The sequence below is a fragment of the Kitasatospora sp. NPDC004614 genome, from assembly GCF_042873675.1.
Lineage (GTDB): Bacteria > Actinomycetota > Actinomycetes > Streptomycetales > Streptomycetaceae > Kitasatospora.
The window spans coordinates 1-13,706 of record NZ_JBIALR010000027.1; the positions used below are offsets into that span (position 1 = coordinate 1).

Genomic DNA, 13,706 nt, shown 5'->3' on the forward strand with positions numbered 1-13,706 from the left:
TCTCCCCCGCCCATTCCCCCATCGCCACAAGGCGAGTCTGGCCCCACCGCTCACACGGCGGGGCCAGAACCCAACATCTTCATCAGTCTTCTAGGTGTACTGACCACGGAGGTTGGTGACAGGGCTCACGGCGTGGTGATCTTGAAATGAGTGAGGGCCTTCTGGCCAGGTGTGGATTGCGACATCTTCACCGGCGACCAGAAAGGCCCTCATGCCACACCGTAACGCACCGCTGACCGAGACCGGACGCCTGCGTCTGGCCCGCTGCGTGGTCGAGGACGGCCGACCCGGCCGGGCACTCGAACTCCTGGACGCCCGCACCGACTCATATGTCAGGGAACACCCGGACCACGTCCGCTCCCGCGGCTCTGGCTGCTGGGCGAGGCCGGCCGCTACAAGGAGGGCATCTCGGAGGCCACCGCCCTCAACGAGCATGAGCCCGGCGAGTGGGACCCCGCGCTGGCGCGGCTGCTGGAGCGCGACGGACGGCTGGAGGAAGCCCTCGCACTGCTCCGCTCCTCCACCCACTACCTGGTTCACCATGACTTGCCCGACATGCTGATCAGGCACGGCCGCCCGGCCGAGGCCCTCGACGCCATTCCCACGATCGCCGAGAGGCGCGCGGCCGCCGAACGACGGGAGCGGGAACGCGAACGGGAGGCGGCGGAGCGGCGCGAGCCGGACGATCCCTGGACCACTACGGACGGGTTCAGTGTGGAACCCCCGTTCTAGCCAGAGCTCCGCGGTCAAACTTCGGTGAGACTCGTCAAACTTCGCTGAGACGGGTCAACGTCATCCACGGGAGCCGGTTCTCCCAGGAAAGCCGCGATCGATGACAAGTCGGTCATGAGTTGCCCCCTTGCTCCGCTGCCTGATTCGCGCTCGCAGCGTAGAGGCTGACCCTGACCCGCCCATTCGATACCCAGGCCGCTGTGGAAGCTGGGAAACGATCTCCGCTCACATGGAAAGTGATCTCCGACGCCCCGTCTGCGGTCCTGCTCACCATTACTCGTTAAACCCCTCCAACACTCGCCAACCGCAGACATCGTAGGGAATGTCAGGCATGCAAGAAAGCCAAACAGCCAACCACGTCCAGCACTTGGAGAAGCAAGGTGGTTGGCATCGTGAAGCAGGCCCTGACTGGCCAGCAGGTTGATCGCGCTGCCACGGCGGTTGTCACAACCTCTGGCTACGGTGCCCGCCATGGACAAGCGACTGCTGGCCGAGGAACTCTCCGGCACCTGGAATGACACCCGCGCGTTCCGCGACGCGCTCGTGGAACAGGGGGAAGGGGTGGTGGCAGCGGTACTGGTACTGCTCTGCGACGAAGGATCACCGGTCGACTGGGCCGCGTCGGCGGACGTCCTGTGTCGGATTGGCGAGCCCGCTCTCCTACCACTGGCACAGGCGGCCGTAGCGGCGGACTCGCCTGAGGTCGTCAGGAGGGTCGGGTGGGCGCTGGGACGGCTGAACGTGGAGGATCACGCGGTCTACGTTCCGCTGCTGGACCACCCGCACCCCGAAGTCCGAAGCGACGCCCTCTTCGCCTTTCAGACCCAGGGCAAGGCGGCGGCGCAATTCGTCGACAAGCTGATCCCGCGGCTGGGAGACCCGGAGCGTGAGGTCCGGCAGCGAGCGGTCTGGGCCCTTCAAGCGATCGGCCCCAAGGCCGTCCCCGGCCTGCAACAGGTGCGCTCCCGGCCCGCCTCGGCACCCAGGGTCCGGGCCGGCGCACTGGAGGCCCTCGCGGCCATCGGTGGGCCCGCGGCCCTCGACCCCCAGGACCTGGACGCCTGGAAGCGGCTGACCCAGATCAAACTGCTGACCGAGGTTCCCGAGGGCATGCACCTCTGCGGCTCCTGGTACGCGGTGCCGACCACCGACCAGAACGCGGTGCTGGACGCCTTCGACCTGGCGGCCCCGCAGCCGGTCACGCTTCGAACCGGCGCTGCGGCCTGGAACCACAACCACCACAACTGGAACCGGACCCACCCCCACGAATCCTGCTCCCGCGTCTTCGTCAGCCCCGCCCTGGATGGCTGGACCCTGATCTTTGGCGACTCCTCACAGAACACCCACCGCATCAACGACGCGGACGACCGGGAACAGGCCCTCGACCAGACGGTACGGGAGCGGTGCGCCAGCCTCAGCCGCCAGTTCGGCTCGGCCCAGTGGTACGGGATGAGCTGCGGCGACGGCTGGACCGCCTGGTGCATCGCCGAGGGCGGCGAGGTCGTGCGCCACTACGACGTCTACAACGCCGAGAAGGACGGCGACAACGGCCCCGGGCACCCGGCCGAGTCCGGCTACCTCCTGCCCCACCAGGACGGACTCCCCGATGATGCGTTCGACGGCATCAGCACCTCCGACTCCGAAACATTCCGTGCCCGGTACCTCCAGGTGAAGGAGGAGCTTGGCATCCCCGACACCTGCTATGCCGCAGACATCGCCGCCCGGCTGTCCGTCGATCCCGCCAACCTGGGGCCGGAAACCAGGAACGAGGGCCACGGAGTGCTCGCTCTCACCGCATGTGGCAGAGAACACGGTCACCCCGCCGGAGCACTGCCGGTATGACCCTTCCCACCCGGGGTGAGGACGGAGGGGCCGGTCGGATTCGGGAAGCGATCTCCAGCAGTCTGGGAAGCGATCATTACCAGGGTGTAGTTGGCCCAAGTCATTCCCACTCGTGAACACCCCATATTTCGTGTCCTTTCCGGCGGACAGCCGATCTCCCCCTGGGCGGTATGACCTACCGTCACCCGCTCGGGTCTGGCAATGGCCTCCGGTATCGACGTGGAGAAGACTGACCGGCCAAGGGCGTCGGAGGAACCTTCTGCTGACGAAGCGCGCGGCACCGGGCCGGCGAGGAACCGCCCGGACGCGGACGGCGTCACTGTGACTGGTGCGGGACGGACAACGAGGACAGCGGATGAAGCGGTTCGCGAGAACCGTGACAGGGCAATTCACCATCGCGGCGACCCGAGCCCGACCGGCCCGCCGCGGGCCGTCCCCGGCCGGCGAGAACTCCTGGAGAAACGGATCCAGGAACCGCTGGACGAGCACCTGCCCTCCGCCCCCACATGGCGCGGGACCGCCCCCGGAGCCCGAAGGCCCCGGGGGCGGTCCCCTTCACCGAACGAGCGGCGAGGTGGTGGGTGTTGTTATCCCACGAGCCGGTCCGCGTCCGAACGGCGACGCGCCCGGTACAGCAGCACACCGCCCAGCGTCAGCAGCCCGCCACCGGCCAGACCCGCCGCCGCGAGACCCGCGGGCGAACCCGTGTCCGGCAGATGACCCCCGCCGGCGTGCGGCGGCTTCGAAGGACCACCCGGACGCGGCACCTTCACACAGCCCTCGCCCTTCTCCTTCTCCGGGCACTCCGACACCGTCACACACAACGACACCGGCCGGGACTCCACCAACTGCCCCTGCAGATCCCGCGCCGAAGCCGTCGCAATGTTCGTGACATGACCGGCCTTCGCGTCCTCCCCGGTCACCACGTAGGTACCACGGCAGGTCGTGCTCGCACCCGGCTCCAGCGTGGCCGACTCGCACACCACCGGGGACACCCGGTCGTCACTGACCGAGACGTCCGCCAGCACCGTCGACCCGGTGTTCGTCACCGTGTACGTGTAGGTGATGGTGTCACCCACCTTCGCGGAACCCGACACGTCGGACTCCTTCACGATCGACAGCGACGACGCGCCGGGGACGGTCTCCACCGTCGCCTCACCCGGCGGGCTCACCACCGGGTGACCCTCCGGATCCGTGCCGTTCGCGGTCGCCTTGTTGGTCACACGACCGGCCTGAACATCCTCCTCGGTAATCGTGTACGAGCCGTGACACACCGTGCTCTGACCCGGGTTCAGCGTGGTCGCCTCACAGGTCACCGCGGTGACGTGGTCGTCCGTGACGGTGATGCCGTGCACGGGCACAGCACCCGTGTTGGTGACCGTGTACATGTAGGTGACGGTGTCACCCGCGCGGAACGGACCCGCCGCGTCGGCCTTCTTCACGAGGGACAACCGGGCCTCACCCACCACCGGAACATCCACCTCACCCGGCGGAGACTCCACCGACAGGCCGTCAGGACCTACACCACTCGCATGCGCCACATTCATCACGTGACCCGCCGCCGCATCCGCCGCGGTGACCACGTAACTGCCGTGACACAGCGTGCTCGCACCGGGGTTCAGCGCCGTCGCGTTGCACGTGACCGACGCGACGTGGTCATCCGACACGGTGAGGTTGTGGATGACGGCGGTGCCGGTGTTGGTCACGGTGTACGTGTAGTGCACCGTGTCACCCACATGGAACGGACCAGTCGCATCCGCCTTCTTCTCGATCGACAGCGACGCCACACCCACCACCGGAACAGTCGCCTCACCAGGCGGGCTCTGCACCGGCTCACCATCCGGACCCGTACCGTTCGCGTGAGCCGTGTTGGTCACGTGACCCGCCGCCACATCCGCAGCGGTGATCACGTAACTACCGTGACACAACGTGCTCGCACCGGGGTTCAGAGCCGTCGCGTTGCACGTGACCGACGAAACGTGGTCATCCGCGACGGTGATGTTGTGGACGACGGCGGTGCCGGTGTTGGTGACGGTGTACGTGTACTGCACCGTGTCACCCACATGGAACGGACCCGCACTGTCCGCCTTCTTCTCGATCGACAGCGACGCCACACCCACCACCGGAACAGTCGCCTCGTCAGGCGGACTCTGCACCGGCTCACCATCCGGACCCGTACCGTTCGCGTGAGCCGTGTTGGTCACGTGACCCGCCGCCACATCCGCAGCGGTGATCACGTAACTACCGTGACACAACGTGCTCGCACCGGGGTTCAGCGTCGTCGCGCTACACGTCACCGAGGCGACATGGTCATCCGCGACGGTGACGTTGTGAATGACGGCGGTGCCGGTGTTGGTGACGGTGTAGGTGTAGTCGACGGTCTCACCCACATGGAACGGACCCGCACTGTCAGCGGTCTTCTCGATCGACAGCCGGGCCTCGCCCACCACCGGCACAGTCGCCTCGTCAGGCGGGCTCTGCACCGGCTGACCCTCGGGGTCGGTGCCGTTCGCGTGAGCGGTGTTGGTCACGTGGCCGGCCGCCGCATCCGCCGCGGTCACCACGTAACTGCCGTGGCACAGCGTGCTCGCACCCGGGTTCAGGGTGGTGGTGTTGCAGGTGACCGAGGCGACATGGTCATCCGTCACGGTCAGGTTGTGGACGACGGCGGTGCCGGTGTTGGTGACGGTGTAGGTGTAGTCGACGGTGTCACCGACATGGAACGGACCCGCACTGTCCGCCGTCTTCTCGATCGACAGCCGGGCCTCGCCGACCACCGGAACAGTGGCCTCGTCAGGCGGGCTCTGCACCGGCTGACCCTCGGGGTCGATGCCGTTCGCGTGAGCGGTGTTGGTCACGTGGCCGGCCTGGACATCGGCAGCGATGATGACGTAACTGCCGTGGCACAGCGTGCTCGCACCCGGGTTCAGGGTGGTGGTGTTGCAGGTGACCGAGGCGACATGGTCATCCGTCACGGTCACGTTGTGGACGACGGCCGTACCGGTGTTCGTGACGGTGTACGTGTAGTCGACGGTCTCACCCACGTGGAACGGACCCGCACTGTCCGCCGTCTTCTCGATCGACAACTGAGCCTCCCCCACCACCGGCAGCACCACGCGATCCGGCGGACTCAGCACCGTCTCGCCCTGCGGGTTCGTAGCCGCGGCTTCGGCTCTGTTGGTGAGGTGGCCGAGGGCGAGGTCTGCGGCGGTAACCACGTAGGTGGCGTGGCACAGCGTGCTCTGGCCCGGGTTCAGTGTCGTCGCGTCGCACGTCACCGAGGTGGCGTGGTCGTCGGCGACCAGGAGGTCGTCGAGCACTGTCTGGCCGGTGTTCGTCACGGTGTACGTGTAGCCGACGGTGTCACCGACGTGGACGGGGCCTGCGGTGTCTGCCTGCTTGCTCAGGGCGAGGGAGGACGGGCCGATGACTGTGACGGTGGCTTCTGTCTCGGGGGAGGTGATTGGCTCGCCGTTGGATGTGCCGTGTGCTGTCGCGTGGTTGGTGGAGTGGCCGGCTGCGGCGTCGGCTGCGGTGATCACGTAGGTGCCGTGGCATTCTGTGCTGTCACCGGGGCTGCCGCGGGGGGCCAGGGTGGTGGTGTCGCAGGTGATGTTGGTGATCTTGTCGTCGGTCACCGAGAGGTTCGTCACCTCGGTGCCGCCGGTGTTGCTCACCACGTAGGTGTAGGGGACGGTGTCGCCCACGTTGAAGGGCTCGGGGGCGTCCACGTGCTTGACGATCTCGATGCCCGGCGGGGCCACCACGGGGATGTCCTCGGTGGATGGTGGCGATGTCACGGGGTCGCCGTCTGCGGTGCCGGTGGCTTGGGCGGTGTTGACGACGTGGCCTGCGGCGACGTCTTCCGCGGTGACCAGGTAGGTCGCTGTGCAGGTGACTGTCTTGCCCGGTTCCAGCACGGTCACGGGGCAGTTGATCGGGCCGACCTTCGGGTCGTTGACGGCCAGGTTGTTGATCGGGATGGTCCCGGAGTTGGTGACGACGAAGTCGTACGGGATCGTGCTGCCGATCGTGAGGTCGGCGGGCAGGGGCTGGTGGGCCTGCTTGACGAGGTTGAGTTCGGGCAGTGGCTGGTCGGTGCCGATCACCACGTTGCGGATGAGGTGCACGTCCGTGAACAGGCCCGTGGAGCCGGCGAAGCCGAACTTGTAGGTCGGGGGGACGGGTTGCGGCGCGGGGGTGCTCAGCACCTGGTGCGGGCCTGTGCCGTCGTTGAAGTCGACGCTGATGGTCAGGACCGGGTTCGGCGCCGGGGTCATGTGGACGTTGACCCGGCGGCGGGACGGCTCCAGCAGTGCCTGGGCCTGGGCCGGCGTCACGCCCGGCGGCAGGGCGGTCAGCGGGCCCTGCAGGTTGCCCGGCAGGGTGGACGGCCACGGGCCGCTGGTGGTGAAGTTGCTGGTCGTCGCGGTCAGGAAGCAGTAGCCCTCGAGGCCGTGGCCCGGGCCGCGGACGGTGACCATGTTGGGTCCGGGCGCCGGAACGTGGAAGCCCGTTCCGGCCGGGGAACGCTGTCCGGGCGGGCAACCGTTGCCGCGGTGTTCCCAGTCGCCGAAGTAGTTGCCGAGGACGTCGAGTCCGACGCCCAGGTAGCCGCCGTTGACGCCGGGCAGGAACGTCAGGTTCGGGTTGTCGTCGGGCAGCTTCTGCGCGTAGCCGAGGCTGCCGCCGAACGCGCCGGGGTGATCGAGCGAGACATCGCCGTTGACCAGGAAGAACGAGATGCCGTCGGCCGGGGTGGCGGGTGTGGTGCTGCCGTACTGCCACTGGTCGAAGCTCACGTCCAGACCGGCGTTGGCCGGCAGCGCCTGCTCGAAGAGCACCGCGCCGTTCTGGTCGTTGCTGGAGTCGGTGATCCGCAGGTAGCCGAACGGCGAGCCGTCCAGCGGCGGCACCGGGCCGACCTGCGGGAGCGGGCAGCCGCCCAGCGGGCGGTCGTCCGGCCCGAGGGGCGAGGTCGGAGCACCCGTCAGACACGCCGAGCCGACGGCGACGAACCTCGGGTCCGCGGTCGCGCCGGTGAAGTCCTCCTGCAGGAGGGGCGAACCGGTGGCTCGGACACGCTCCGGCATGGCCACCGCTCGGGGGTGTTCAGGGGCGGCGGCCTCGGCGCCCCACGAGGCGACCAGGCCGGTACCGACCAGGCCGAGGGTGGCTGCGGCGCTGATGAAGCGGGCCGTTCGGGATTTGAGCCGCCACGGTCCGCGGAAATATCTCGTCATGCCCTTGACTATGTGCAGCTAATACCAAGTGTTATCAATTATTACTATCAGTGGACCTGCCGAATCGCTCGGATGCCCGAACGCGGGATGCCAACCCGGCATCAGCACTGGCGCGATCACGGGGGCCTGATGAGAACTCAGGAGCGCGACGACCGGACACCCTCGAACGGGCCAGGCGGCGAGGTACGCATGCCGCCGACGACGCCCGGATCGGGATCGCCGGACGGGCGCCTCGATGGTCCCGCCGCGCGAGCAGTACCGCTCCCGGAATCGGCCCGCCACTCGCGCCGAACACCGTTCCGCGCTCGGAGGACGCCCGCAGGGTTCGACCACTGCGGCACCCTGGCACCCGTGAGCGCCGCGCTGCGCCATCTGTCGTGTGATGAAAGTGATCTGACGGACTGTTAGGTAAACGAGCCCTGCGCTTCCCGGGCGGCCACCCAGGGGTGAACCTTCGAACCGCCCCTCCCCCGCAGGCGCAAGGGGTTCTGAGGATCCGTCAGGACCAGACGGACGCACGGCCCTTTTGCGGGCCTCCGGATCCCGTGGCGTTCTGGAATCGGCAAGGCCGACACCGTGCCCCGCCACCGACCAACTTCTCGGAGGAGATTCTCATGCGTGCTCTCAAGCGTGTTCTGGCCGTCAGCGCCCTCGCCGCCCCCCTCGTCCTCGGCTGCGCCGGGCTCGCCTCTGCCCACGGCCACGAAGGCCACGAGGGCGCGGAGTTCAACCAGGGTCAGTTCATCGCCAACGAGGAGGGGGCCGGCGAGGCCAACGTCCACTCCGAGGTCGACCCGTGCGGCGTCGAGCACTCCAAGGGCTGGGTCTTCGCCGGTGACGAAGGCGTCGAGGGCTCGCACACCGAGTCCGGTGCCCACTTCTGAGGGCTGACCTCAGCATTCGCATTCAGGTGCCCGGCGGGAATCCCACCCGCCGGGCACCGGCGCGTCCGGGGCGGCGGGCCCGACGGCACGCCCGACGGCACGCCGGTCGGGAGGGCGGGCTCAGTGCTCGTCGAAGCGGTGCCCGGCCCGGTAGCCGGCGGGGACGCCGTCGGCGATGATCACGTCGGCCGTCATGTGGCGGGTGCGCAGGGGCAGGATGTCCTGGTAGGCGGGTGAGGTGTACCAGGCGTGGGCCTGCTGGTGGTCGGGGAACTCGATCATGATCAGGCCCTGCCGGCCCCAACTGCCCTCGAGGGTCTCGAACTTGCCGCGGTGGACGAGGAAGCGTCCGCCGAACGCGTCGAGGGTGGCGTCGATGCGCCGCAGGTATTCGACGGTGTCGGGGCAGACCTCGACGGAGTGGACCTGGGCCAGGGCGTAGGCGGGCATCGTGGTGCTCCCATGCAGTCGGGGCGGCTGACCTCGATGACGCTACGCAGCGGCGGGGCGAGGCGAATCCGTCATGAATCAGTCGGCCGGTGCCGCCGCACGCCCGCCCGGCCGTCGGACAGCCGGGCGGGGCAGGTGGCGGGTCAGGCGTTCCACTCGCGGGCGAGGATGGCGTAGACGCATTCGGTGCCCCAGCGGTCGCCGTCGAGGTCGCTGTCGATCAGGTGGGCCTCGCGGCGCATGCCGAGGCGTTCGCAGACTCGGACGGAGGGGGTGTTGAGGGCGTCGAGCCGGGCGAAGAGGCGGTGAACTCCCAGGGATTCGAAGGCTGTTGTGGTGAGGGCGCGGGCTGCTTCGGTGGCGTAGCCCTGGCCGGCGTACTGCGGGTTGAAGACCCAGCCGATCTCGGCCTGGCGGGCGCGGGCGTTGGTGAGGGTGACGACGACCTCGCCGACGACGCCCGGCTGGTCGGCCCGGCAGACGGCCCACAGGAGGCCGTCGTTGTCGGCGCTCCAGCCGGCGTGGACGCCGCGGGTGGCGATGGAGGCCTCGTTGCCCTCGCGGGTGAGTGCCGGGCGGTAGAGGTAGCGGACGACCTCGGGCAGGCACTGGTACGCGTAGCGGTCGTCGGCGTCGGCGGCGGTGAACGGGCGCAGGATCAGCCGCTCGGTGGTGATGGTGGCCGGGATGACGGCCTGGAGGTGCTGTGCAGCCTCGGTCATGGGTCCCCCTGGTGGTGTCGTGCGGTTCGGCGCACGGTGGCAGGTGGTGCCACCGTGGCGTCCGCACACCATAGTTGACGGTTGGGCGGCAGATTTCGAAGGCCGGGGCGGCCTCGCCGGCGGGGGCGGGGTGGTCAGGCGCGGAGGCGGAGCGGGGTCAGGTGTTCGGGGCGGATCAGGCGGGTCTGGGGGGAGAGTTCGCGGGTCTGGTTGATGAGGCCGTCCAGGTCCATCCCGGTGTCGTGGACGGCCGGCTCGGTGAGCGGGGTCTCGAAGGAGTCCCAGTGCACGGGGATCACCGTGCGGGGGTGGTCGAGGGCCTTGAGGAGCCGCGGTACGTAGCGGTGGACGCTGTGGGCGTTGGTCTCCGCCGACAGCATGGCGATGTCCGGCTTCAGCCCGGCGTAGTGCTGTTCGGAGAAGTCGGCGGCGCCGGTCAGCAGGGCGGACGGGCCGTCACCGAGGCGGACCTGGAAGGCGAGGGTGTCGCCCTCCGGGAGGTCGCCGATGGTCCGCGGGGCGGTGGCGGGCGGGCCGGTGAGGGTGCCGGGCACCCAGTACTGGTGCTTGGCGTTGCGGCTGTGCAGGCTGGCGACCACCTGGACGGTGAACCCGCCGAAGTCGAGGTACTCGCCGCCCTTCACCACGATCAGCTGCTCCGGTTTCACCCCCATCGCGCGGAGCAGGTGGCAGGTGGTGGCCGTCCCGACCACCTGCACGCCGTGGTGCTTGGCGATGTACGGGACGTCGTTGAAGTGGTCCCAGTGGCAGTGGCTGACCAGGACCAGGTCCGGCTTGCCGATGTGCTGGTCGATCAGGTCGGGGGCGACGGTCAGTTTCGTCTTCGGGTCGAAGTCGTTCGTCGGGTAGCGCGTGATGTACGGGTCGAACAGGACGGTCTTCCCGTTGCCCTCGATCCGCCATCCGCTGTTGCCGAGCCACCGGTAGACGGTCTCGCCGCCGGTCGGTGCCGGTTCGTCCGTCTCGGCCGCGGCCGCGACTCCGGCGCTCGCGCCGACCGCGGCTCCTGCTCCGACTCCGGCCACCGGCAGGAGGGCCGCTCCCGCGACCGCCGTGCGCAGCAGACCCCGTCGTCCTACTACCGTGTTGTCGTTCATGCGTGGGCAGACGATCACATCAGACCGCCTGGTTCCGGCTTTTGACGGATCGTCACTCACGTACTTCCGCGCACCGCCGGAGAGCGGGATCCTCGTTCGGAAGGTTCGGGTGGGGCGGTGACGGCGGATCGCGGTCCGGCCGGCACTGCTGCGCGCTAGGGTGTCCCCGCTGCGTTCGGGGGCGAACGGGGCGAAACGGGGAGGACTTGTATGGGTGAGGACCGGGCCAGCGAGCTGATCGTGCCGGACGGGCCGGGCGAGTCGGTCGTCGAGGGGTTTGTGCCGCCGCGGCCGCCGGGGTACCGGCCGTATCCGCGGATGTCCCGGGAGCAGTGCGCGGAGGCGGTGCGGCGCGGGGGCTGGCTGTTCAAGGCCGACGAGGGCCACGACCCGGACGGGCGGGTGCCGGTGGGGGTCGTGGAGGGGGCCTGGCAGGTGGACGGCGACGGCTTCCCGTTGCGGTTCTGGCCGAACCCGCGGTACGGCGCGCCGGCGCCGGAGCAGCCCGTCGTGGACGGCGCGGCGCCGCTGCCGCCGTTGCACGCCGGGCGTCGCCCGGCCGGGCGGGCGCTGCTGGGCTGGCTGGAGGACCCGCAGGCGCCGCGGCTGTGCCGGGTCGCCGGGTCGGGCGGCAGTGGCCGCAGTCACCTGCTGCACTGGCTGGTCGCCGCGTGCCCGCCGGACCATGCGCACTCCGGTCGGCGGGTCGAAGTGGCGCTGTCCGCCGCCGAGTTGACCGTGGACCTGTTCGTGTGGCGGCTCGCCGGGCTGCTGGGTGTGTCGGCGGCCGGGCCGGAGGAGCTGGTCGCGGCGTTGATCGACGGGGTGCCGCGCGTCCTGGTGGTGACCGACCTCGACCGGGCGGGCTCCGGTCTGCTGCCGGATGCCGCGCGGCGCATCGCGGCCGAGGTGTTGCGGCCCTTGCTGCGGGTGCCGTGGCTGCGGATCGTGGTGGAGTGCGCCTCCGACACGCCGGCGGCGGCCGCGCTGGACGTGCCGGCCGCCGTGCTCGACCTGGACCAGCCGCAGTGGACGGACCTGGAGGCGTTCACCCGGTGGGCGACATCCCTGACCGGACGCCAACTCCCGGCGGAGGTCTACCCGTCGCCCGCGCTGGCGCTGCTGGCCGCCCGCACCGGGGACGGGGTACTGCTCGACGCGGGCGCCCCGCTCGCGCGGCGGGCCGAGACGCTGGCCGAGACGTGGTGGGAGTCGCTGCCCGAACTCGTCCGGGCTCCGGTGGTGGCGCTGGCCTCGGTCCGGGGCGCTCTCGACGAGGAGCTGTGGGGCGAACTGCCCGGCAGCCTCGGCCCGTTCGCGGTGGAGCAGGCCGTCGAGCTGCTGTTGCCCGCCGACCACGAGGGGCGCTACCGGGTCTGGCCGGTCTCCTTCGCCGAGCGCCTCGCCCGGACCGGACTCGACCACCTGTCGATCCGCCAGAACCTCCTGCCGGAGGAGCAGCCCGGCCCGAAGGACGCCGACCGGCTGGATCTGGTGCTGCGGCACGCCGTCCGGACGTCGGCCCCGGTCGACGACCTGCTGGCGGACCCGGCGTTCCTGGTGCACGCCGATCCGCTGGCGGTCGGCCTCGCGGTGGAGCACGGGGTGGCGCTGCGGGCCGCGAACGGTGCGGAGTCGGGGGACGGCGGCGCCGTGCACCGGGCGTGGTGGCCGGCCGGGCCGCGGGTCATCGCCGCCGCGGACCCGGGCGAGCGCGCGTCCGCGCTGCACTGCTGGACGGCCGGTGAGGGCGGCGACCTGTCGGAGCGGTTCGCGCAGCTCGCCGGGCAGGGCTGGCGGGCCGGCTGGGCGTTCGCGCGCCGGACCGACCCGGTGTACCTGATCGCGCGGCACAACGCCCCGTCGCACGAGGGGCAGCTCGCGGTCGCCGTCGGCTGGGACATCGGGGCGATCGACCCTGCCACCGGTCGGCCCTCGGGCGGCTCGCCGCTCCGGCTGACGGACCGTTCCACCGTCGCCCTGGCCACCGGCCACGACGGCAGCACGTACGCACTGCGGCACAGTGGCGCCGTCGAGGAGATCCGTCCCTCCGAGCTGTCCGGCCCGTCCGGCGGCGGGATGCGGCGGCTGCTGGCCTCGGTGGACGCCGGGGCGACCGCGATCGCCGCGCGGGGCGGCGAGCAGCGCGCCGTGGCGGCCGGGGACGCGGCGGGAGGCGTGCACCTGCTGGAGGACCGGGACGGGACGGAGGCGGTGCGCAGTGACGCTCCGCTCCACGACGGGCCGGTGACCGCGCTCGATCTCGCCCACCACGGCGGGCACCACCTGCTGATCACCGGCGGCGCCGACGGCCGGGTGCAGGCGTGGATGCCGGGCCGCGGCCCGCTCTCCCCGCCGCTCCCGGCCCGGGACGTCCCCGTCACCGCGGTCGCCGTCGCCACCACGCCGGGCGGCCTGATGTGCGCGGCCGGGTGGGCGGACGGCCAGGTCCGCGTGGTGCTGGCGGGCGCCGAGCGGGTCACGCATGATCTGGCGATCGGCGCGGCTGCGGTCGGGCTGGTGATCACCGACGGGGGCCGCGTGTGCGTGGCCACTGCGGCGGGTGTCCTCGGGATCGACCTGGCGGGAGCGGCGCGGGCCTGAGGGTTCGGCGGGTGAGGACGCGGGCGGCGCCGAGTGGAGGTGGCGCCCGCGATCCCGCCGCGCCGGGGCCTGTCGGGTGCGGGTGCGGACGACGGGCAGGCGTGGTGGGCT

The 13,706-nt window shown here is 70.4% G+C and carries 8 protein-coding genes; 4 read left to right on the forward strand and 4 right to left on the reverse strand.

Annotated features, from left to right (window positions below):
• Window positions 1-555: 555 nt before the first annotated feature.
• Together ACFYST_RS33800 and ACFYST_RS33805 are read left to right on the forward strand one after the other, a co-directional pair.
• Complete coding sequence (locus ACFYST_RS33800) at window positions 556-732, forward strand: hypothetical protein (RefSeq protein WP_387867996.1); 177 nt, start codon at window positions 556-558, stop codon at window positions 730-732.
• Window positions 733-1,203: 471 nt separating this feature from the next.
• Window positions 1,204-2,574 carry a HEAT repeat domain-containing protein gene (locus ACFYST_RS33805; protein WP_387867998.1) on the forward strand — a complete coding sequence of 457 codons (1,371 nt, stop codon included), beginning with the start codon at window positions 1,204-1,206 and terminating at the stop codon, window positions 2,572-2,574.
• A gap of 587 nt (window positions 2,575-3,161) precedes the next feature.
• On the opposite strand, the gene ACFYST_RS33810 is transcribed toward ACFYST_RS33805, so the two are convergent.
• Window positions 3,162-7,817: an LPXTG cell wall anchor domain-containing protein gene (locus ACFYST_RS33810; protein WP_387868000.1), complete on the reverse strand. Its 4,656-nt coding sequence runs from the start codon at window positions 7,815-7,817 to the stop codon at window positions 3,162-3,164.
• Between the two features lie 614 nt (window positions 7,818-8,431).
• Here ACFYST_RS33810 and ACFYST_RS33815 point away from each other — a divergent pair.
• The gene (locus tag ACFYST_RS33815) at window positions 8,432-8,701 is read left to right on the forward strand and encodes a hypothetical protein (RefSeq protein WP_387641907.1); all 270 of its coding nucleotides are present in this window, start codon (window positions 8,432-8,434) and stop codon (window positions 8,699-8,701) included.
• A 120-nt stretch (window positions 8,702-8,821) separates the two neighbouring features.
• On the opposite strand, the gene ACFYST_RS33820 is transcribed toward ACFYST_RS33815, so the two are convergent.
• The 3 genes from ACFYST_RS33820 to ACFYST_RS33830 all read right to left on the reverse strand — a co-directional run bounded on the left by ACFYST_RS33820 (window position 8,822) and on the right by ACFYST_RS33830 (window position 10,991).
• On the reverse strand, window positions 8,822-9,151 hold the full coding sequence (locus tag ACFYST_RS33820; protein ID WP_387868003.1) for a DUF1330 domain-containing protein: 330 nt from the start codon (window positions 9,149-9,151) through the stop codon (window positions 8,822-8,824).
• Window positions 9,152-9,294: 143 nt separating this feature from the next.
• Entirely contained in the window at window positions 9,295-9,873 is a 579-nt protein-coding gene (locus ACFYST_RS33825) for a GNAT family N-acetyltransferase (RefSeq protein ID WP_387868005.1), read from the reverse strand.
• A 134-nt stretch (window positions 9,874-10,007) separates the two neighbouring features.
• The gene (locus tag ACFYST_RS33830) at window positions 10,008-10,991 is read right to left on the reverse strand and encodes an MBL fold metallo-hydrolase (RefSeq protein ID WP_387641900.1); all 984 of its coding nucleotides are present in this window, start codon (window positions 10,989-10,991) and stop codon (window positions 10,008-10,010) included.
• A 210-nt stretch (window positions 10,992-11,201) separates the two neighbouring features.
• On the opposite strand from ACFYST_RS33830, the gene ACFYST_RS33835 reads away from it, so the two are divergent.
• Complete coding sequence (locus ACFYST_RS33835) at window positions 11,202-13,595, forward strand: hypothetical protein (RefSeq protein WP_387868007.1); 2,394 nt, start codon at window positions 11,202-11,204, stop codon at window positions 13,593-13,595.
• The last annotated feature ends 111 nt before the right edge of the window (window positions 13,596-13,706 follow it).

Coding starts and splice junctions, on each gene's coding strand:
- ACFYST_RS33820 (WP_387868003.1), bottom strand. CDS start 9,151: ATGCCCGCCTACGCCCTGGCCCAGGTCCACTCCGTCGAGGTCTGCCCC.
- ACFYST_RS33810 (WP_387868000.1), bottom strand. CDS start 7,817: ATGACGAGATATTTCCGCGGACCGTGGCGGCTCAAATCCCGAACGGCC.
- ACFYST_RS33805 (WP_387867998.1), top strand. CDS start 1,204: ATGGACAAGCGACTGCTGGCCGAGGAACTCTCCGGCACCTGGAATGAC.
- ACFYST_RS33825 (WP_387868005.1), bottom strand. CDS start 9,873: ATGACCGAGGCTGCACAGCACCTCCAGGCCGTCATCCCGGCCACCATC.
- ACFYST_RS33815 (WP_387641907.1), top strand. CDS start 8,432: ATGCGTGCTCTCAAGCGTGTTCTGGCCGTCAGCGCCCTCGCCGCCCCC.
- ACFYST_RS33830 (WP_387641900.1), bottom strand. CDS start 10,991: ATGAACGACAACACGGTAGTAGGACGACGGGGTCTGCTGCGCACGGCG.
- ACFYST_RS33835 (WP_387868007.1), top strand. CDS start 11,202: ATGGGTGAGGACCGGGCCAGCGAGCTGATCGTGCCGGACGGGCCGGGC.
- ACFYST_RS33800 (WP_387867996.1), top strand. CDS start 556: ATGCTGATCAGGCACGGCCGCCCGGCCGAGGCCCTCGACGCCATTCCC.